Genomic DNA, 20,549 nt, shown 5'->3' with positions numbered 1-20,549 from the left:
CTGCGTGAGGTTGCAATTGAGAAAAAGATTGCGTCCAGTGTACGCGCGATTGTTCAGTCCCTGCTAGGGGATGGCGAAAATTGTTGAGAGAATGCTGAATAATTTCTGAGTCATTCCTGCGAAATTAGTCAGAATTCCATTGATCTTGTCGATTATGCAACGTTTTTAGCTCGTTCCGAACCCGATCGCCCAGTTTTAATGCGTCATCAAGTACCTGACCATATTCAAGGGCTTGATCCGTCACCAGTTGCATATGCTGACCCAGGGTAGCCCCTTCAAAGGCATCCACTTGCGCCATCACCACATCTTGGTTTTCACGTAACACCCGTTCCACTTTCAAGGCATTTTCCAGCTCCGATCGCAGTTGGCTCAGGGTGGCAATTGTTTGGGCTTGTTCCTCAGGGCTAATTACCTTTCCAGAGGCTTGGGCCAGTTGAGCCTTCACATCCGTTGCGCGTACCAGTCGATTAAATTTTTCGACCTCTTGGGTCAAGGGCAGGAGCGATCGCAAGGTATCTTGTTTTTTCTCTTCATCCCAAGAAAACCAAATGGACATGGGAATCCCTGTCAGCAAACAAACACCGGCAGACCAGCGCACAATGTTAATGACACTGATTCCGGCAAACAAGCCCAACAGGCGAACTAAGTAAAAACCACCAATGGCAATTGGAATCACAAAAATTCCGAGCAAGATTGCCCAAATAATCGAAAACCAAAATCCATTCCAAGCATATTTCAAGCAACGCTTACCGATTGCTTGCCATTTAGACAATTTGCGATTTTGATACAAGGCTTTAGACAGATCTTGAGCATCTTTGAAAGGAACGCCAGTTAGGGTTTGAAAGTCCGTAGGCGACAGGAGCAAAGTTTGCCAATCGCTTGTTTTTTCAGTCATATTTTTCACTCATATTCAGTTTCCTTTAATGGTCAGTTTCGCCTGAGCTTTACCCGATTTAACGAGCGGCAGATTCGGTCAACCGTTCCTGATGGGTTGCGATTTGTTTTCTATCCTAAGCAGCTCCCCGCTTTTCGATCGCCCGGTCTGACCGCAACCCACAGCGTCCACTGATTCGACTCAAAGGGCTGACCATCGAACCGATGCAACTGACCCATGCAACTGACCCATGCAACTGACCCCGGAACGGCTAGACCTGACTCAGTTGGTCTTGGCTGAAAAGGAGGCGATCGCGCCGCGCCCCAGTCATCTGAATCCCCCTGCACCGCAGCAAAATCACGACAAAATCACGGCAAAATCGCGACAAGGTTGCCGGAAACGGATAACAGCAGCACCGGGGACAAAGGGCGAGCCTGAACGATGACCCGATCGGGAGTGGCTCAGCTCGGCGCGATCGCGTTCCTGCCAGGGTTGCCCCAGACGGCAAACCCCCACCCCTTGGGTCGTAAAAGCCGATCGCGCTCGATCGCCCTCCCTGCCTACAATAACGCTACGGTTGTGCAGCGGAGGCTGATCCCTACCGGAGTAATTCCTGCACACCCCAAACACCCCATGCAACCCACTGATCCCAATAAGTTCACCACCAAGGCTTGGGAAGTGATTGCCCAAATGCCAGAAGTTGCCAAGCAAAATCGCCAACAACAGCTAGAGTCAGAACATTTACTCAAATCATTATTAGAACAAGAGGGATTAGCCACCAGTATTTTTAGCAAGGCCGGAGCCCAGCCCAGTCGCTTACAAGAATTAGCGGATCAATTTTTGCAGAAACAGCCCAAAATTTCCGGTGATATTGGCTCCGTTTATTTGGGACAAAGCCTGGATAAGTTGCTCGATCGGGCCGAGGCTTTTCGCAAGGAATTTGGTGATGAATATCTTTCGATCGAACACCTCGTGTTGGGGTTTGCCAAGGACGATCGTTGTGGTCGCAAGATTTTTGATGAAGTTGGGCTAAATGAGGCCAAACTGCGGGAAGCAATTAAACAAGTGAGAGGCAATCAAACCGTGACCGATCGTGATCCAGAAGGGAAATACGAAGCTCTTGAAAAATATGGCCGAGACCTCACCCAATATGCCCGCCAAGGGAAGCTCGATCCAGTCATTGGCCGGGATGATGAAATTCGCCGCACCATCCAAATCTTGTCGCGTCGCACCAAAAATAATCCTGTTTTAATTGGCGAGCCAGGGGTGGGCAAAACCGCGATCGCTGAAGGATTGGCTCAGCGAATTGTTAAAGGAGATGTGCCAGAATCCTTGCAAAATCGCACCCTGATTGCCCTTGACATGGGCGCACTGATTGCTGGGGCCAAATATCGCGGGGAATTTGAAGAACGTCTGAAAGCAGTGCTCAAGGAAGTGACGGATTCTGAAGGGAATATCATTCTCTTCATCGATGAAATTCACACCGTTGTGGGCGCAGGGGCAACGCAGGGGGCCATGGATGCCGGTAACCTCCTAAAACCGATGTTGGCTCGAGGTGAATTGCGCTGTATTGGAGCCACCACCCTTGATGAGTACCGCAAATATATTGAAAAAGACGCGGCATTGGAACGGCGATTCCAACAGGTTTATATTGATCAGCCTTCGGTGGTGGATACGATTTCAATTCTGCGAGGATTGAAAGACCGCTATGAAACTCACCACAACGTCAAGATTTCCGATAGTGCTTTGGTGGCGGCGGCAACCCTTTCTAATCGCTACATTAGCGATCGATTTTTGCCGGACAAGGCGATCGATCTGGTGGATGAAGCCGCAGCCAAGTTGAAAATGGAAGTTACCTCTAAGCCAGAGGAACTAGATGAAATTGATCGCAAGATTTTGCAACTGGAAATGGAGCGCTTATCCTTGCAAAAAGAGAGTGATTCAGCGTCCAAGGAGCGACTGGAACGACTCGATCGGGAACTGGCAGACCTGAAGGAAACCCAAAGCCATCTGAACGCCCAATGGCAACAGGAAAAAGATCTGTTGGAGCAACGAAAAGCCCTCAAGGAACAGATCGATCGGGTGGAACTAGAAATTCAGCAAGCGGAGCGAGACTATGATCTCAACCGGGCCGCTGAATTAAAGTTTGGAACCCTGAATGAACTGCATCAACAATTGCAGACCATCGAACAGACCATTTCGACTCAGCAATCGAGCGGTCAAATTCTGCTGCGAGAAGAAGTCAGTGAATCTGATATTGCTGAAATTATTGCCAAGTGGACTGGCATTCCGGTCAGCAAACTGATTGCTTCCGAAATGGAAAAACTGCTGCATTTGGAAGACGAGCTACACCAACGAGTGATTGGCCAAGATGAGGCCGTCACGGCGGTGGCCGATGCTATTCAGCGATCGCGGGCGGGGCTGGCCGACCCTAACCGCCCGATCGCCAGCTTTATCTTCCTGGGCCCCACGGGTGTGGGCAAAACTGAACTCGCTAAATCTTTGGCGGCTTATCTATTCGACACCGAAGAAGCAATGGTGCGAATTGATATGTCGGAATACATGGAGAAACATGCGGTTTCGCGCTTGGTCGGCGCGCCCCCCGGTTATGTGGGCTATGAAGAAGGCGGACAACTCACAGAAGCCATTCGTCGTCGTCCTTATTCCGTGATTCTGTTTGATGAAATTGAAAAAGCGCACCCGGATGTGTTCAACATCATGCTGCAAATTTTGGATGATGGTCGAGTGACCGATTCCCAAGGGCGCACCGTTGATTTCAAAAACAGCATCATCATTTTGACCAGTAACATTGGCTCCCAATACATTTTGGAATTGGCGGCCGATAACAGTCGCTACGAAGAAATGCGAACGCGGGTGATGGCGGCCATGCGCGAGCAATTCCGCCCAGAATTCTTGAACCGAATTGATGACATCATCATTTTCCACGGTCTCGAAAAATCGGAATTGCGCCAAATTATCCAAATTCAAGCCCAGCGGTTGGAAGCCCGTTTAGCGGAGAAGAAAATGGCCCTGAAACTGTCAGAAGCGGCGATCGACTTCTTGGCAGAGGTTGGCTACGATCCCACCTACGGCGCGCGCCCCTTAAAACGCGCCGTGCAACGGGAATTGGAAACCCAAATTGCTAAGTGCATTTTGCGGGGTGAGTTTACCGAGGGTGACACGATTTGGGTTGATATTGAAAACGAGCGACTGGCTTTTAAGCGGCTGACGGCGGACTTGGTGGCACTCTAGGTTAGGCAACGGCGATCGCCCATGGCTCTCGATCGTGCTGAGTGAACCAAAATCGCCTAAAGTTCAAGGCCACTGGGAAATTTCCGAGTCGCATGGGTCGATCGTCCCGAGTTTGTGATTGGAGCGATCGACCCCCATCCTTTGCGGATCTCAACAACCGATCCTGGAAGAAACAGTTCAACAAGGGGCATTGACTCAAAAAGGGGCATCGATGGTGCAATTACAGACGAGTTCAGGTTTCTATGGGATGCGCCCATTGTCATGGTTGAACTCCTAGCGGTGCTGGCAGCTTCGGCGGCGGGAGGGATGCGCATTGCCCTGCCGCTGTTGTTGATTGGCCTCTTGCAGGGCGATCGTCTCTGGTCACGAGTGCCGCTGCTGTCGCAACTGTCGCCGCAATGGGTGCTTGGGGTGCTGGTCAGTTGGTCTCTGTTTGAGCTGTTTGCTTCCAAAAAACTGCTGGGGCAAAGAATTTTGCAGTTGGTGCAATTGGTATTTAGTCCCTTGGCTGGGGCCGTGATGGGAATGGCGATCGCCCAAGCAGCCGATCGGACGGATCAAATCACCGTGCTGTTGGGAATTGTGGGAGGCCTGTTGGCCCTGGTTTTGCAACTGGTGCAGGTGGGCTGGTTTTTTCGATTAGGAGGGCTGCCCCTTTGGGCAATTTTCACCCAAGATGCCCTCTGCATTTTTCTGGTGCTATTTGCCTTTGATGCGCCCACCCAAGGGGGCACGATCGCCCTGATGCTTTTGTGGTTGGCGATTCGCAGTTCCAAGGCCTGGTATTTCCATTACCAAGGACAACCGAACTCATCATCACCCAGAACCTAATGATCAAAATGATTAAAGCGATTAATCAACTGCTAGCCAATCAAAGAGCTGAACCAGCGTGAGTTGAAATTCAGCCGCGAACTCAGGCACAGGCAAGCGATCGTTTGCATCCCGAAAAACTGAAATTTGGCAATCATGATTAATTGTTAAAACACCATTTTGATCGGGGTCAATCAGCCAGCCCATTTGCGTTCCATGCTGAGCACAGTGCAATAGCTTGTCAATGATACCCAGGCTTTCTTGCTTGGGCGATAAGATTTCGATCGCCCAGTCTGGAGCTTCGGTAATTGGGCGCGAGACTAATCGATTATTAATGTCACGCGGGATTCGATCCCAAGTCAAAACCACCAAGTCTGGCACAATCGCTCGATCGCCAAAGGTACATCGCAACTCAGAAAAGGCACGGGCAACTTTACGAGTTTTCAAAGCCGCATTGATGGCCGCGCCCAAGTCCATTTGCAGTGCACTATGCTCAATTTGCGGCATTGGTTTTTGAATGATTTTGCCGTTAATGAATTCACTGGCCGGCTGGGTATCGGGCAGGGCCAAAAACTGGTTTAGGTCGATCGCCTCTGGGGCTGACTCAGCAGCAACCGGAGCGCTTAGGCTAGCGGTCATTTACCGATCCTCCAAAACCAATGCAGTGGGCTATCTCTTCCCAGGATAGCGACTGGTTCTGACTAAATTCAAATCCGCTGCTCATCCAGCCAGCGTTGCAAAATCGCCGCCGCCGCATAGCGATCGATGCTGCCCTTGTCTCGCGAGGGTTGGAGGCCGCGCGATCGCAACAGTTCCTCGGCTTCCACCGAACTCAGCCGCTCATCCACCAACACAAACGGCAGCCCGATCGCCGTGGCGTAGCGCTTGGCCCACTTGCGGGCGTGGCGGGTTTGGGCGCTGTCTTCCCCATCCATCGTCAAGGGCAACCCGGCCACCAACAATGTAGCCTGGCGTTCTTGGGCGATCGCCCGCAACGCTGCCACATCTTGCTCAAAAGATTGCCGCTCGATCGTGGCGATCGGGCTGGCCAGTAACCCAAGGCGATCGCACCCCGCCACCCCAATTCGTTTGCGCCCAATATCCAGGGCGATCGCCGCCACTTCTGTCATGGTTGTTGATCTCTAACCAGCTCAATTCATCCCAAACAAATCGGGGCAGGCCCAGCCCACCCCGATTCACGTGACTATTATTTTGGCAGTCATTTCGTAGGAGCGTAACGCCTTACACCCTCCACCAGTTACCCACTTTTTAACCGTTACCCTTGTTGCGTAAATCCAGGTTTTTCTTGAGCAACCAAGCCGCAAAGCACAACACCAAAATCCCCAACACGATCTTAGAAACCGGGCTGAGATATTCATCAACCAGCTCATAGTTGGAGCCAAGTTTGTAGCCCAAGGTGGTGAGAGCCGTTGTCCAAATGATCGTGCCAAGGGTGGTGTAGATCGTGAAGGGAACGAGCGGCATTTCTTCAATGCCCGCCGGGAGTGAAATCAGTGTCCGAATTCCCGGAACCATCCGACCCAAGAACACAGCTTTAGCGCCATGCTTTTGGAACCAGGTTTTGGATTTCCCCACATCCTCGCCGGAAATCCCGATCCATTTGAAGTATTTATCTGCCCAACGTTCTAGGCGCTCTTCATTGACCAGTTTGCCAATGTAGTACCAGGGATAGGCTCCCAAAACCGTGCCGATTACACCCGCTGCGATCGCCGGAATCAGTTCTAGGTTGTTATTGGGCTGCGAAGCCGTAAACCCCGCCAAGGGCATGATCAATTCGGAAGGAATCGGCGGAAATAGGTTTTCCAAAAACATCAGGAACCCAATGCCGAAATAGCCCAGGGAACCAATAATTTCAACAATCCACTCTTTCATAGAAAGCAAGAATAACGCGGTGAACAAAATCGATGAGTTGGGTGTGCGATCGCGCAATCAAACATCAAGCCCTTGAGGGCAAGACAAGGGGCTTAAGCCCCTTGCCCCGCACTAGGAATGAGGGTTCAGACTGGGGCGATTATGTGCCTTCAGTCCAGGAGTTCATGTACTCGATCTGTTCAGCGGTCAGGGAGTCGATCGCGATGCCCATGGCCGCCAGCTTCAGACGGGCGATCTCTTGATCCACCTCATCGGGAATCGAGTAGAGACCCGGCTCCAGTTGGCCCTTGTTCTTCACCAAATATTCGCAAGCCAGGGCTTGGTTGGCAAAGCTCATGTCCATCACGGCGCTGGGGTGGCCTTCCGCCGCCGCCAGGTTCACCAACCGGCCTTCGCCCAACACCACCACGGACTTGCCGCTGGTCAGGCGATATTCTTCGGTGAAGTTGCGGACGGTCTTCACTTCCGACGATTGGGCCTTCAGGGCCTTCAGGTCGATTTCCAGGTCGAAGTGACCGGAGTTGCAGACGATCGCCCCATCCTTCATCTTGGCGAAATGCTCGCCGCGAATCACGTGCTTGTTGCCGGTGACGGTGATGAACAGGTCGCCCAGGGCGGCGGCTTCGTCCATCGGCATCACGCGGAAACCATCCATCACGGCTTCGATCGCCGGGACAGGCAGCACTTCGGTGACGATCACGTTTGCGCCCAAACCGCGCGCCCGCATGGCCGTGCCCTTACCGCACCAGCCATAGCCAGCCACCACCACGGTTTTGCCGGCCAACAGGACGTTGGTGGCGCGGATGATCCCGTCGAGGGTCGATTGGCCCGTGCCGTAGCGGTTATCGAAGAAATGCTTGGTTTGCGCGTCGTTGACGTTCATGGCCGGGAAGGTCAACACGCCATCGCGCAGCATGGCCCGCAGGCGGACGATGCCGGTGGTGGTTTCTTCGGTGGTGCCAATCAGGTCAGCGATTTGGTCTTGGCGCTGTTGGATCAAGGTGGCGGTCACGTCGGAACCGTCATCGATGATCACGTTCGGTTTGTGGTCGAGGGCGATGTTGACGTGGCGCAGGTAGGTTTCGGTGTCTTCGCCCTTGTAGGCAAAAACCGAGATGCCTTCATCGACCACGAGGCTGGCGGCCACGTCGTCCTGGGTCGAAAGGGGGTTGCTGGCAATCAACACCGCATCCGCGCCACCGGCCTTGAGAGCGATCGCCAAGTGGGCGGTTTCGGTGGTGACGTGGCAACAAGCAACCAGGCGCAAGCCGGCGAAGGGCTTTTCGGTGGCGAAGCGATCGCGGATTTGACGCAGCACCGGCATTTCTCGGCCCGCCCATTCAATCCGCTGGCGACCCATGGGGGCCAAGGACAGGTCTTTAACTTCGTGTTTTACCAGTTGCGGCAAACTTACGGGCGCGACGGTCATTGGGTTAGAAATTCCTTACTTGAATCGTTGAAGGGCGGTTGAGGGGCAAGCGGCCAGGGCGATCGACCGGATCGCATCCGGCTGAGGGGCGATCGCAAGCCTGTTGCGGGGCAACTGCACCAGTGTATCAATTTCGTAACCCTCTGACCCGTGGGGAGCGATTAGGATCGGGGCCAAGGCGCGGTAATGGTTGAGGATTGAGGCACAGATGGCAACAACGGTGGCGATCGAACAACTGACGCTCCAGGATCTCGAACAGCGGTTTGGTCTCCAGCGCAGTGATGATCCTGATTTCTTTCGGGAGTGGCGCGATCCGTTGCCGGAGTTGGAGGCGATTGATCGCGATCGGCTGCAACGCATTCAAGCCAGCTATGCCAACTTGGAGCGGCGATCGGTGCTCGAAAATACGGTCAAGTTGGCGGTGGTGGCTCCGCTGTTGGATCTTGCCGGTTTCTTTTTGCCGCCGTTCTATGTGGATACGGAAACTTCAGTAGAAATTGTTGTTGATCGCCCCGTGGAGGCTAACCCAATGGGGGGCGAAAAGCTGCGCGGCCGGGTGGATATTTTGGTGTTGATGGGTCGTTTGTGGGTGTTGGCGATCGAATCTAAGCGGGCTGAATTTTCGGTCAAGGTAGGGATTCCGCAGGTGCTGGGTTATATGTTGGCAGCAGCTCCCGATCGGCAAGCGCGGTTTGGCTTAGTCACCAATGGCAGTAGTTTTGTATTCTTAAAACTAGCCAAGGTGCTGACATTTCCTGATGATGCCGATACGCCTCTCTACAGTTGGCAGTACGACAAATCACCAGAATTAATTCTCGATCGCGCGGATGATTTGGCAACGGTTTTGCAAGTGATGAAAAAACTTGGGGTGATCGTCAGTCAAGCTGTTTGATTTCACACGCGATCGCTGACAATAAACAACTGCCATCTCTATTCAAAAGCCATGATTTAGATTGTAGAAATAAGAGGACTAAACCCCTTGCTTCCTATGATTCAGATAAGAATTAGAGAGAGACTGTGTAGGGCAACCCAAAGAATTCAGCTAGCTGTTGTGCTTTTTTCTTAGAAGTATCGCACTGATAGAAAGATGGAAAGGGTGATTATAGATTGAATGATTGCGTTTCGCAGTGGCGGCTAACTTTAGCATCTTCTGCAACAATCTTTATGCCGCCGATACAACTATTTATTGTACTGCCTTGCCGCATTGAGTCTATCCGCAACTGTTTATGCAAATTATGCAGAATTGTCTGCTCAGTCCGCGATCGGCAGTCGAATACAGAACTCAGTGCCTTCGCCTGGGGTAGACTGCACCTCTAGGCTGCCGCTATGTTTGTCGATCACAATTTGACGGGCGATCGTCAGACCCAATCCCGTCCCTTTATCGACGTCTTTCGTCGTAAATAAATGGTCAAAAATTCGCTCCCTTACCTCTTCTGTCATACCTTTACCATTATCAGAAATCTGAATCTGTACTTGGTTTGCATCGGCAGTTGTCCGAATCGTAATCTCTTGGGGGTGAGCTGTTAGTTGATCGAAAGACTGTCCTTGAGCCATGTCATCAAACATATCGATCGCATTCGCCAAAATATTCATAAACACCTGATTCAGTTGTCCCGGGCAACAATTAATTACTGGAATATCCCCATAGTCTTTAATGACCTCGATCGCAGGTCGAAATTCGTTGGCTTTCAGGCGATATTTCAAAATCATTAAGGTACTGTCAAGACCTTCATGTAGGTCGGCTCTGACTTTGGATGCTACATCAGCCCGAGAAAATGTTCTGAGGTTGTTACTGATGGATGTAATCCACTCCGTAGCCTTCTTCATCGAGGCCAGTACTTTTGGAAAATCCTCGCTCAAGAATTCCAAATCAATATCATCGGCATGCTCTTGAATCAGCGGAACAGCCTGGGGATACTGTTGCTGGTATAGACTCAGATGCTCCAGCAAGGCTTCTGCATAGTCCTTGGTATGGCGGATGCTGCCACTGAGGAACCCAATCGGATTGTTGATTTCATGGGCAACTCCAGCCACCAGATTACCCAAGGCAGCCATTTTTTCAGCCTGGATGAGTTGCAATTGCGATCGCGACAGTTGGTCTAGGGTTAATTGCAACTCAGCAGTTCGCTCTTCAACCCGACGTTCAAGCTGTTTGGTTAAAGAACTGAGTTGCAGATGGGTATTCACCCGTGCCAACAGCTCTGCTTCTTGAAACGGTTTGGTGATGTAATCGACAGCCCCCAGCGAAAACCCTTTGACTTTGCTATCTATATCCGTTAGAGCAGTCATGAAAATCACGGGGATATGAGCAGTCACCGGATTCGCCTTCAACTGCTGACAGGTTTCAAATCCATCCATCCCCGGCATTTGCACATCTAGCAAAATTAAGTCGGGGATGTAGGTTTGCAGTCGCTTGAGGGCGCGCTCACCACTGATAGCTGTGGAGGTGGCATATCCTGCCAAGGACAGGGTTTCAGTAACCACTTCTAGATTGGCGGGCGTATCATCCACCACGAGAATTTTGATACTATCTGACATGAACTACTCCCCCATCAACATTCTCTAAATCTGCTAAATATTGTTGCAGCAAGTCCTCAATTTCTTCAGCCTGAAACTGCTGGGCAAGCTGAAGCAGCGGTTCAGTAAAGGAGGTATACCGTTGATCGGTACGGACTAAATGCTCCAACTGTTCACGTAGGGTTTTGATGTCAGCTTGTCGAGCTAAGACCAACAAGGCTGATAGGGTTTCGTAGGGGGGCGCAACCCAATCAGTGGTGCTAACTTCCACCTGATCTGAAACATCAGTTGGGGGTTCGTAGATCCACGCCACATTCAAATGCGCAGACAATAGCTCAAACAATGCCTGGGCATCGACAGGCTTGCCTAGGAAGTCGTCACCCCCACTCTTGAGTGCCATGTCTTGATCCAACTGAGCGACTGAGGCCGAGGAGACAATCACTTTAGTCTGGTGAAACTGGTTGCTGGTTCGGATCTGTTTTAAGAACTCAAACCCATCCATCACAGGCATTGATAGATCGGTCACCACGAGATCGGGCTGTTCAGATTGGAGGCAGGACAATCCCTCCCGTCCGTTTTGGGCTTCGATCACCCTAAAGCCTAGTGGTTCTAAGAGGTTCAGCAAGACCGCCCGGTTCTCCCAGCGATCGTCCACAATCAGGATCGTTCGCCGATCGCCGGCATAGCCCACAATGCGATCGCTCCCCTCTAGTCCCCCTTGCTGCTTAGCCCAGTCTTCTACTAATCGTAGGTCGAGCGTAAAGAAAAACTCACTGCCCACACCAAATTGACTCTTGACTTGGATCTGCCCTCCCATCAACTGCACAATCCGCTGACTAATCGCCAAACCCAGACCGGTGCCCTCAGATTGCTTGTGGCGATCGCCTACCTGCTCAAAAGCCTGAAATAGTTTGGTGCAGTCTGCTTCAGCAATCCCCACCCCCGTATCAATAACCTGAACGATTAAGGATGCCTGGGTCTCGGAGCAATGCAACACATCAACCCGCAGTGTTACTGTTCCGTGATCCGTAAACTTAATGGCGTTGCCTAACAAATTAATCAGCACCTGGCGCAACCGCTTTTCATCAGTGGCAACGCCATCGGGCAACCGAGAACTGGGTTGATAGACAAACTCAATGCCTTTTTGCTCAGCCCGAATCTTGCACATTTCCACCACGCTTTGGATCAAGGAGGGTAAGTGCACTGCCGTTGGGGCCAGTTCTAGTTTGCGGGCTTCAATTTTGGACAGATCCAAAATGTCATTAATTAGGGTCAGCAGATGGGAACCACATTGGTGAATAATTTTGACCCCCCGCCGCTCTTTATCGGGCAAGGCTTTGGAACGCCCAAGAATCTGGGCATAGCCCAAAATTCCGTTTAATGGAGTGCGCAATTCATGGCTCATGTTGGCCAAAAAGTCACTCTTGGCCTGGTTTGCCGCATCAGCTTGCTCCTTCGCCTGGGCCAGTTCAGCAGTGCGCTCTGCCACACGGTGCTCCAAGGTGCTAAACGATGCCTTAAGCTGGCCCGCCATTTGATTAAACGTTTGAGCGAGCTTACCCACTTCATCCTCTGTGAGCACAGGCACGGTTTGGGTTAAATCCCCGGCAGCCAGATGGGTGGCTGCATTGCCAATTGCCAAAATTGGACGGGTAATGCGTCGGGATAGGAGATAAACCGCAATCAAAAGTACCCCAGAAGACAGAAACCCAATCAACAGAATATTTCTGGCCAATTGTTGAGCCGGTAAGAAGGCTTGGGCTTGGCTAATTTCAGCGATGAGGGCCAAATTTTGCTCAGGTAGCCAACGATAAACGCCGACCACGGGCACCCCTTGATAATTGCTATAGCGACCAAAGCCACTTTGTTGGTTGATCGCATATTCAATGCCTTCGCTAGTGATGCTTTCAGTGTTGGGTGCAGCACTCGCGTTTACTGATGGGGTTTGCTTCGAGATAAAAACTGTTTTGCCTTTGGCGCGACCTACCAGGTAGGTTTCTGCGGTCTTGCCCAAACCTGTATTGTCGCGAATTAGCCTATCCACTTCTTCTAGATCTAAATCAACGACGAGGGCGGCCATCCGCTCACCCTGACTGTCCATCATCGGTGTTGCAACAGTAATGGCTGTCTTTTGCGTCTTGGGAGAAATGTAAAAATGGGGAACCACTACATTTAGGCGATCGCGGGTAAAGTAGGTTGCTGGATCGCCCAGGGGGCGGTATCTACCTTCGAGGGTTGGGTCATCGGAAGCAAAGACCACAAATCCACTGTTGCGGGTGATCCGAATGCTGCGCAAATTGGGTTTAATCGCGGTCAACTCAGCAATATATCGGTTCAGTGCTTGGCGGGCTGCTTGATAGGCCGGCTGGGCTGGCTCGGTCGTCAGCAAAGTATTAATCGCTGTTTGAATTTTACTGTCTTGACTGAGCCATGAAATGTCGCGCAATTGGTCTTTAACCCATTTGTTCAACTGAGAGGTTTTGAGCTGTGCAGCGACTGTGAGTTGATTAACAACTTCTGTCTCTAACGAGTCCTGCGCTTGAAAGTATGAACTGATTGCAACAGCACTGATGGTGACAATCGACAGTAATGAAAAGTAGCTGACTAACTGGGTTAGTAGGCTTTGATTGAGCCAACGTTTCATATGGATTGCTCCCACTTAGTCCAAATGGTTTTGATCTGATTAATCACCCAATCACTAGCTTCAGTGGTAGAGTCCTTGTCTTGCAAAACCTTGAGAACAGTTTTTGCCCAGAGTTGTTGACTTTGCACTTCACTGAAAGCAGGGTGGGTGACTTCGTAGGGAATCAAACTGGGGCGATTGTAAATCTTTAAGGCTGCTGCCAGATGAGGATCAGAAGTATTGCTCCAGAGGGAGTTCTCAAACAACTGGGGCATCACAGGCATGACTCGCCCCTTAAAGCCTGTGATCAACTGATTAATATTTTTGGGTTCAACTAAATAAGCTAGGAAATTTTTGGCCGTTTCTGGGTGTGGACAGGCTTTCGGCACAATGGCTTGTTTGATGCCCTTGCGCGTTAACAAGTTGGTGCCATCTGGCTTTTGAGGCCGCTCGATCGTAACAATTTGCTGATACCGTCTAGCTGCATCTTGGTTGTATTGGCTGGCAGGTAATTGTTGTGTTAGTGGAATCGAGAGGGTGAGATTTTGTGTCATTAAAATGTCCCCATCGATGAAACTGCTATTGTTACCTCCTCCAGTCCATTCCAAGGCGCTAGGAGGGACATAACCCTCTGTGAAAAAGCGAGTGAATTCGTCTAGGGCGGCAATCATCCGCTGCCGATTTTGGGGATCTTCGAGTGAAAATTCCCCCTCAGGGGTGACGACTTCGACATTGTAGGCATCGAGAAACATCATCAATGAGGTATAGGTGTCGAACCCAATGGATGACATGCATAACCCTATGCCATAAATGTCGGGATAGCCGCGCGATCGCAACTGGGTTTGTGCCGTTTGCCAAAACTTCCAAAAAGGTTCCCAGGTCATTGGCACATCGGCTGGGCTGAAACCAATTGTTTCTACTAAGTTTCCCCAGTAGTGGATGTAGTCTTCTGCCTGCCACAAGGGAAGGGCATAGTAGCCCCGTTCCCCTCGCACCTGGTTTCGGTAGTTCACATGGAAAAGGGCAACGGGGGTGTAGCGGTCTTTAATGGGTAGAATTACCTCTGATAGATCGAATAATTGATCCTGCCATGCCAATTTCGGTGCCAGGTTGGTATCAAGTCCAACGGAATAAACAATATCAGGAATATGGGGGTTGCCCGGTTCAGTTACCAACTGAGAAAGTTGCTGATCAATGAGATCTACAGGTAATAGCTTCAAGTTCACGGTCAAACCAGAGAGCTTCTCCCACCCTCGAACAATCTGAGTAACTCTCTCGTTCTCTTCTGGTAAAAAACCCTGTTCCCACCAAATGGTTAGATCGGCATCGAAGCGAGATTTAACCGAGTTACTGGGGGACTTTTTGGTAGGGGTCGTACAGTTTGCTAATCCCAACCCCAAGCTAAATAGAGAGAGTCGAGTGAAGTGGCGTCGGTTAAGCATGACAACCGGTCTCAGGCAAATAGCGTTTGAAAATTGAGTGGATAAACGACGATATTTACTATCATAATTTATGAGTCTAGAGGGTCATTATAGTTGACTGATTGAGGACTATCAAGCTCATTAGGTCTTAATTTAAGAGATATTGAGCTATGCTAATCAACCTTTCAACTGAGTCTTTTGAGGTACTACCCGATTTTCTAAATATTGTTGTAGCAAGTCCTCAATTTCTTCAGCCTGAAACTGCTGGGCAAGCTGAAGCAGCGGTTCAGCAAAGGAGGTATACCGTTGATCGGTATGGACTAAATGCTCCAACTGTTCACGTAGGGTTTTGATGTTAGCTTGTCGAGCTAAGACCAACAATGCTGATAGAGTCTCGTAGGGGGGCGCAATCCAATCAGTGGTGCTAACTTCCACCTGATCTAAAGCATCAGTTGGGGGTTCGTAGATCCACGCCACATTCAAATGCGCAGACAATAGCTCAAACAATGCCTGGGCATCGACAGGCTTGCCTAGGAAGTCGTCACCCCCACTCTTGAGTGCCATGTCTTGATCCAACTGAGCGACTGAGGCCGAGGAGACAATCACTTTAGTCTGGTGAAACTGGGTGCTGGTTCGGATCTGCTTTAAGAACTCAAACCCATCCATCACGGGCATTGATAGATCGGTCACCACGAGATCGGGCTGTTCAGATTGGAGGCAGGATAATCCCTCCCGTCCGTTTTGGGCTTCGATCACCCTAAAGCCTAGTGGTTCTAAGAGGTTCAGCAAGACCGCCCGGTTCTCCCAGCGATCGTCCACAATCAGGATCGTTCGCCGATCGCCGGTATAGCCCACAATGCGATCGCTCCCTTCTAGTCCCCCTTGCTGTTTAGCCCAGTCTTCCACTAATCGTAGGTCGAGCGTAAAGAAAAACTCACTGCCCACACCCAATTGACTCTTGACTTGGATCTGCCCCCCCATCAACTGCACAATCCGCTGACTAATCGCCAAACCCAGACCGGTGCCCTCAGATTGCTTGTGGCGATCGCCCACCTGCTCAAAGGCCTGAAATAGTTTGGTGCAGTCTGCTTCAGCAATCCCCACCCCCGTATCAATAACCTGAACGATTAAGGATGCCTGGGTCTCGGAGCAATGCAACACATCAACCCGCAGTGTCACTGTTCCGTGATCCGTAAACTTAATGGCGTTGCCTAACAAATTAATCAGCACCTGGCGCAACCGCTTTTCATCAGTGGCAACGCCATCGGGCAACCGAGAACTAGGCTGATAGACAAACTCAATGCCTTTTTGCTCAGCCCGAATCTTGCACATTTCCACCACGCTTTGGATCAAGGAGGGTAAGTGCACTGCCGTTGGGGCCAGTTCTAGTTTGCGGGCTTCAATTTTGGACAGATCCAAAATGTCATTAATTAGGGTCAGCAGATGGGAACCACATTGATGGATGATGTTAACCCCATGCCGCTCTTTATCGGGCAAGGCTTTGGAACGCCCCAAAATTTGGGCATAGCCCAACACGCCGTTGAGCGGTGTCCGCAATTCATGGCTCATATTGGCAAGAAATTCGCTCTTAGCTTGGTTAGCAGAATCCGCCAATAATTTGGCTTGCTCTAGTTCTACAGTTCGTTCATTGACTTTTTGTTCTAGTTTTTGCGAATATTCTTCGAGTTCTGTAAATGAGTTTTGTAGCTGTTGCGCCATGTAATTGAAAGACTTGGCTAATTCTCCCAATTCATCTTCACTATCAACCACTAGAGATTGATGCCATTCCCCGGCTGCAATTTGTTTGGCGGCTGCATTTAGGCGCAGAGTTCGATTCACAATTAGCGAGCGCGCCAACCAGCGAACGATGGCAACTGTGAGTGCTAGGATTATCAAGAAAATGCCCAGCGCAATCGTACCCCCTATCATTTGGGTTCGCATGATCGAACTGGCATCTAATTCAATTGCTAAAATTCCCTCTAATCGACCGAATTGATCTTTGATGGGTGCGTACCCATGCAATACGAGCTTTCCATCCTCATTACTCAAAAACTCCTTCTCAACTTTGGGTTGAGAGAGAGGCGCTCCTTGTGATAGGAGAATTGGAGTCAAATTCACTAGACGATCGCCTACTGATATCAACGATTTTGATGTGGGAGCGTAATTTAAGACAACTGTAAATTGACCATTATCTTGCGGACGAAGAGTATAAATACGAGTGATTTCTTTGGTAGTTGCTTGAACAGTTTTAAGCGTCGTAAGATTAATTGTGTAATAAGGTTTATCCGTATCATTCGGGGTTAAAGTGAGCGAATGATAGTCGCTGTCAATTCCTGGTACTGTTAGACTGAGTATGTCCAATAGGCGATCGCGCATTGCTTGCTGCTGGGCGGTGCTAAACTGCCAATAAAGAGTCGTGGTGAGCACACCAGTCATCAGGGCAATTAAGCCTGAGTAAGCAGCAATCACTTTCGTGCTCAGATTCCAGTGCAACATAGACTTTACTCCTGACAATTACTCAATTCCTAAACTTGCTCGGTAAGCTTTTAATTGAGAGTCTCGACCCGTTTGATTTGTAATTTCCTCCCACTTTCGCTCGATTTTCCGCATCGTTTCCTGACGATTTGACTTGCCTGCGAGAAAATTTGTCAGTGCAGCATCCAAAATTTCTCGCTGATAGAGAGCGCTTTCCGGTACACGCAGATCTAAGACCATGTTGGGATTTTTTAAACTTACAGAAATCCCACCCAAGTATTTACTAACTGCGGCTTCTTTCATACCTGCCTTTAACCAGGTTTCGCGATTGGTAAATTGCGATACTCGGTAAGGATTAAAACCAGTAATGCCAATCGTTACGTCAACATTCGATTGGGTGGGCTGACTGATGTAGGAAATCAAAGCATAGCCAGCATCTTTAACTTTCGGTTGGGCTGTGGCATTAATCCCGCCAACCCATCCACCTACTGCCCCATAGGGTGCGTGATTAACGCCATCGATCGCGTAGGGACAAGTAAATTTATCGCAGGCTACTAGTTTGCCTGTTTTGCGATCGAGTACTTTTTTGCTACCCGGCAAGATCGATGCGCCAACTTTATCCAGTATTTTCGAGAGAGTTGGATCGATCGCTAATGTACCAACGTCGCCCCAATCTACAGTCATCGCACAACGTCCATCCAAGAATAATTTTCTTGCTCCATCTAGGTTCAAAGTCAATTCTTTGGGTGGCGCATATTTGGTCGTTTCTTTATAGATATCCAAGGCTTTAGAAAAGGCGGCATTATTTACTAATGGCTTCATTGTTTCGGGATCAAAAAATGCTCCTTCCTTTGTTCCTTTGCTTTGGAGAAATGGAGACACTACCGACCACAGCATCTGATGACTGACGTGGTTTGGCTGTTTAGCCATGCAAGAACCATAGTCTGCTTGACCATCAGCATTGAGGTCTTGTCCGTGAAGTTTTTTGGCAATAGCAATATAATCATCCCATGTCTGCGGGGGGGAAATCCCTGCTTTTTCTAATATATCTGTGCGATAGTATATCATCTGAAAATCACCATCTATCGGAACAGCGTAAATCTGCCCTTGATAGGTGGCTGTAAAATCTCGAAAAAAGGGCGCAATATCATCCCATTGCAGTTGGCTATCGGCCTTAACGCGAGTTGTTAAATTTTCCAGATATCCCGGCACTACAAAATCCGCCATCCATTGGGGTGAGAAAACAACGACATCATACTGGTTGGTTTTATTCAAAAACTCCCGTTGCATAGATGGAAAAACTTCTTTCTGAGGAAATGTGACTATATTGACCTTGGCACCTGTGAGTTTTTCAAACTCACGAGTTCGGCGCTCAACCCCTACCCCAATTGGTCTATCCATAGTCGCAACTGTGATGTTAATCCCGTCAAATCTTTGCTGGTTTTTTGAACTATCTACTGGATTTTTAGCTGGCGTTGTTTCAGGCACAGATTTACCCTGATGGCAACTCACCATATTGAAGAACAGGAAAAAAGCTGTGATTGAAGCAGAGAGAATGGCACTATCTTTTTTGTTCAGAATTTTCATGGTTTCAAAAAAGGTTACTGGTACTTTTTAGACAAACTCTGCATAAATCAACACCTTTTTTGACGCAGTTGGTGTTGGGGCGCAGGCATTGACTTGAATTACATCACGTTGTCATTAAGATACAGAGTTGGCAAAATCATAAGTCAATCATAGTTCGCGTTTTGAGAACCATCCAACCAAAGCCCAGATCAACGACGGTTGAATCGAAACATCCTGCTCTAGAATAAAGAGTCTCGATCGCCCCGCCAGAGCCATGAGCAACCAACCCCGCCGCTACCACATCACCACCTTCGGCTGTCAGATGAACAAGGCCGACTCCGAGCGGATGGCCGGCATCCTCGACACCATGGGCTTTGCTTGGACTGAAGAACCCGAAGAAGCGGATCTGATTCTCTACAACACCTGCACAATTCGCGACAACGCCGAACAAAAGGTCTATTCCTACCTCGGGCGGCAGGCCAAGCGCAAACAAACCAACCCCGACCTGACAATCGTGGTGGCCGGCTGCGTGGCCCAACAGGAAGGCGAGCAACTGTTGCGGCGCGTGCCCGAAGTGGACTTGATCATGGGGCCGCAGCACGCCAATCGCCTGGAAGACTTGCTGGAGCAGGTGTTCAACGGCAGCCAGGTGGTGGCCACGGAACCCGTCCACATCATGGAAGACATCACCAAGCCCCGCCGGGATAGCCAAATTACGGCTTGGGTGAACGTGATTTACGGTTGCAACGAGCGCTGCACCTATTGCGTCGTCCCCGGGGTGCGTGGCGTGGAGCAATCGCGCTATCCCGAGGAAATTCGCCGGGAAATGGAGGAGTTGGGTCGCCAGGGCTACAAGGAAGTGACCTTGCTGGGTCAAAACATTGACGCTTACGGGCGCGACTTGCCCGGAAGCTTGCCCGACGGACGGCATAAGTACAACTTCACGGACTTGCTGCGGGAAGTGCATGACGTGGCAGGCATTGAGCGGTTGCGCTTTGCCACCAGCCACCCGCGCTACTTCACGGAGCGACTGATTCGCACTTGCGCCGAGCTGCCAAAGGTTTGCAAGCATTTCCATATCCCGTTCCAATCGGGCGATAACGAGGTGCTGAAAGCCATGTCGCGCGGCTACACCCACGAGCGCTACCGGCAAATTACTGACACGATTCGCCGCTATATGCCCGATGCGTCGATTAGCGCCGATGCGATCGTTGGTTTTCCTGGCGAAACGGAGGAGCAATTTCAAAACACCCTGAAGCTGGTTGAGGATATTGGCTTTGATCAGCTCAATACGGCGGCCTATTCGCCTCGGCCGGGCACGCCTGCGGCCCTGTGGGACAACCAGTTGGACGAGGAAACCAAGAGCGATCGCCTGCAACGGTTGAACCATCTGGTGTCGGTTAAGGCGGCGGAGCGATCGCAGCGCTATTTTGGCCGCACGGAATATGTGTTGGTGGAAGATGTGAACCCGAAGAATCCGAGCCAGGTGATGGGCCGCACCGATGGCAATCGATTGACCTTCTTTGCGGGAGATTTTGCAGAACTGCGCGGCAAAATTGTCCCCGTCAAAATTACGGAGGTACGAGCCTTCAGTTTGACCGGTGAGGCTTTGTTGCCCGCTCTTTGCTAAGACAACCTATTCATATTGGGTTCATATTGGGCGGCGATCGCCCTGAGGTGCGAATTCCC

At 50.3% G+C, this 20,549-nt stretch carries 14 protein-coding genes; 4 read left to right on the top strand and 10 right to left on the bottom strand.

What is annotated here, in order from left to right; translation table 11 throughout:
* Positions 1 to 124: 124 nt before the first annotated feature.
* Positions 125 to 895 (bottom strand): hypothetical protein, encoded by a 771-nt coding sequence (locus tag H6G53_RS05465; RefSeq protein ID WP_190531380.1) that lies wholly within the window; start codon positions 893 to 895, stop codon positions 125 to 127.
* A 612-nt stretch (positions 896 to 1,507) separates the two neighbouring features.
* Here H6G53_RS05465 and clpB point away from each other — a divergent pair.
* Entirely contained in the window at positions 1,508 to 4,126 is a 2,619-nt protein-coding gene (gene clpB / locus H6G53_RS05460; protein ID WP_099534689.1) for an ATP-dependent chaperone ClpB, read from the top strand.
* Between the two features lie 261 nt (positions 4,127 to 4,387).
* A complete protein-coding gene (locus H6G53_RS05455; protein ID WP_099534688.1) occupies positions 4,388 to 4,957 on the top strand; it encodes a DUF4126 domain-containing protein in 570 nt (189 codons plus the stop codon).
* A 21-nt stretch (positions 4,958 to 4,978) separates the two neighbouring features.
* On the opposite strand, the gene H6G53_RS05450 is transcribed toward H6G53_RS05455, so the two are convergent.
* From H6G53_RS05450 to ahcY, 4 genes are all read right to left on the bottom strand, one after another.
* Positions 4,979 to 5,575, bottom strand: a complete 597-nt coding sequence (locus H6G53_RS05450; RefSeq protein WP_190531378.1) for a Uma2 family endonuclease — start codon at positions 5,573 to 5,575, stop codon at positions 4,979 to 4,981.
* Positions 5,576 to 5,643: 68 nt separating this feature from the next.
* Positions 5,644 to 6,066 (bottom strand): Holliday junction resolvase RuvX, encoded by a 423-nt coding sequence (gene ruvX, locus H6G53_RS05445; RefSeq protein ID WP_190531376.1) that lies wholly within the window; start codon positions 6,064 to 6,066, stop codon positions 5,644 to 5,646.
* A gap of 139 nt (positions 6,067 to 6,205) precedes the next feature.
* On the bottom strand, positions 6,206 to 6,829 hold the full coding sequence (locus H6G53_RS05440) for a DedA family protein (RefSeq protein WP_190531374.1): 624 nt from the start codon (positions 6,827 to 6,829) through the stop codon (positions 6,206 to 6,208).
* A 139-nt stretch (positions 6,830 to 6,968) separates the two neighbouring features.
* Complete coding sequence (ahcY, locus tag H6G53_RS05435) at positions 6,969 to 8,258, bottom strand: adenosylhomocysteinase (protein WP_190531372.1); 1,290 nt, start codon at positions 8,256 to 8,258, stop codon at positions 6,969 to 6,971.
* Positions 8,259 to 8,466: 208 nt separating this feature from the next.
* Between ahcY and H6G53_RS05430 the strand changes: the two genes are divergently transcribed.
* Positions 8,467 to 9,150 carry a restriction endonuclease subunit R gene (locus H6G53_RS05430; RefSeq protein ID WP_190531370.1) on the top strand — a complete coding sequence of 228 codons (684 nt, stop codon included), beginning with the start codon at positions 8,467 to 8,469 and terminating at the stop codon, positions 9,148 to 9,150.
* Positions 9,151 to 9,509: 359 nt separating this feature from the next.
* On the opposite strand, the gene H6G53_RS05425 is transcribed toward H6G53_RS05430, so the two are convergent.
* The 5 genes from H6G53_RS05425 to H6G53_RS05405 all read right to left on the bottom strand — a co-directional run bounded on the left by H6G53_RS05425 (position 9,510) and on the right by H6G53_RS05405 (position 18,881).
* The gene (locus H6G53_RS05425; protein WP_190531368.1) at positions 9,510 to 10,796 is read right to left on the bottom strand and encodes a sensor histidine kinase; all 1,287 of its coding nucleotides are present in this window, start codon (positions 10,794 to 10,796) and stop codon (positions 9,510 to 9,512) included.
* Positions 10,786 to 13,419 carry a hybrid sensor histidine kinase/response regulator gene (locus H6G53_RS05420; RefSeq protein WP_199309134.1) on the bottom strand — a complete coding sequence of 878 codons (2,634 nt, stop codon included), beginning with the start codon at positions 13,417 to 13,419 and terminating at the stop codon, positions 10,786 to 10,788. The genes H6G53_RS05425 and H6G53_RS05420 overlap by 11 nt, the downstream gene beginning before the upstream one ends.
* On the bottom strand, positions 13,416 to 14,840 hold the full coding sequence (locus H6G53_RS05415; RefSeq protein ID WP_190531366.1) for an ABC transporter substrate-binding protein: 1,425 nt from the start codon (positions 14,838 to 14,840) through the stop codon (positions 13,416 to 13,418). The genes H6G53_RS05420 and H6G53_RS05415 overlap by 4 nt, the downstream gene beginning before the upstream one ends.
* Positions 14,841 to 14,996: 156 nt before the next feature.
* Positions 14,997 to 17,315: an ATP-binding protein gene (locus H6G53_RS05410; RefSeq protein WP_190531364.1), complete on the bottom strand. Its 2,319-nt coding sequence runs from the start codon at positions 17,313 to 17,315 to the stop codon at positions 14,997 to 14,999.
* Positions 17,316 to 17,333: 18 nt separating this feature from the next.
* A complete protein-coding gene (locus H6G53_RS05405) occupies positions 17,334 to 18,881 on the bottom strand; it encodes an ABC transporter substrate-binding protein (RefSeq protein WP_190531362.1) in 1,548 nt (515 codons plus the stop codon).
* Positions 18,882 to 19,134: 253 nt separating this feature from the next.
* On the opposite strand from H6G53_RS05405, the gene miaB reads away from it, so the two are divergent.
* On the top strand, positions 19,135 to 20,490 hold the full coding sequence (gene miaB, locus H6G53_RS05400) for a tRNA (N6-isopentenyl adenosine(37)-C2)-methylthiotransferase MiaB (RefSeq protein ID WP_190531359.1): 1,356 nt from the start codon (positions 19,135 to 19,137) through the stop codon (positions 20,488 to 20,490).
* The last annotated feature ends 59 nt before the right edge of the window (positions 20,491 to 20,549 follow it).

The organism is Limnothrix sp. FACHB-406, from assembly GCF_014698235.1.
In the GTDB taxonomy this organism is placed as follows: Bacteria; Cyanobacteriota; Cyanobacteriia; order CACIAM-69d; family CACIAM-69d; genus CACIAM-69d.
The sequence above is the reverse complement of the archived record's forward strand: the minus strand, read 5'-3'. Positions and strand labels throughout refer to the sequence as shown.

What these genes read in the sequence shown, in the direction of transcription:
- clpB (WP_099534689.1), top strand. Translation starts at nt 1,508, where the DNA reads ATGCAACCCACTGATCCCAATAAGTTCACCACCAAGGCTTGGGAAGTG.
- H6G53_RS05455 (WP_099534688.1), top strand. Translation starts at nt 4,388, where the DNA reads ATGGTTGAACTCCTAGCGGTGCTGGCAGCTTCGGCGGCGGGAGGGATG.
- H6G53_RS05440 (WP_190531374.1), bottom strand. Translation starts at nt 6,829, where the DNA reads ATGAAAGAGTGGATTGTTGAAATTATTGGTTCCCTGGGCTATTTCGGC.
- H6G53_RS05425 (WP_190531368.1), bottom strand. Translation starts at nt 10,796, where the DNA reads ATGTCAGATAGTATCAAAATTCTCGTGGTGGATGATACGCCCGCCAAT.
- H6G53_RS05465 (WP_190531380.1), bottom strand. Translation starts at nt 895, where the DNA reads ATGACTGAAAAAACAAGCGATTGGCAAACTTTGCTCCTGTCGCCTACG.
- H6G53_RS05430 (WP_190531370.1), top strand. Translation starts at nt 8,467, where the DNA reads ATGGCAACAACGGTGGCGATCGAACAACTGACGCTCCAGGATCTCGAA.
- H6G53_RS05420 (WP_199309134.1), bottom strand. Translation starts at nt 13,419, where the DNA reads ATGAAACGTTGGCTCAATCAAAGCCTACTAACCCAGTTAGTCAGCTAC.
- miaB (WP_190531359.1), top strand. Translation starts at nt 19,135, where the DNA reads ATGAGCAACCAACCCCGCCGCTACCACATCACCACCTTCGGCTGTCAG.
- H6G53_RS05450 (WP_190531378.1), bottom strand. Translation starts at nt 5,575, where the DNA reads ATGACCGCTAGCCTAAGCGCTCCGGTTGCTGCTGAGTCAGCCCCAGAG.
- ahcY (WP_190531372.1), bottom strand. Translation starts at nt 8,258, where the DNA reads ATGACCGTCGCGCCCGTAAGTTTGCCGCAACTGGTAAAACACGAAGTT.
- H6G53_RS05415 (WP_190531366.1), bottom strand. Translation starts at nt 14,840, where the DNA reads ATGCTTAACCGACGCCACTTCACTCGACTCTCTCTATTTAGCTTGGGG.
- ruvX (WP_190531376.1), bottom strand. Translation starts at nt 6,066, where the DNA reads ATGACAGAAGTGGCGGCGATCGCCCTGGATATTGGGCGCAAACGAATT.
- H6G53_RS05410 (WP_190531364.1), bottom strand. Translation starts at nt 17,315, where the DNA reads ATGTTGCACTGGAATCTGAGCACGAAAGTGATTGCTGCTTACTCAGGC.
- H6G53_RS05405 (WP_190531362.1), bottom strand. Translation starts at nt 18,881, where the DNA reads ATGAAAATTCTGAACAAAAAAGATAGTGCCATTCTCTCTGCTTCAATC.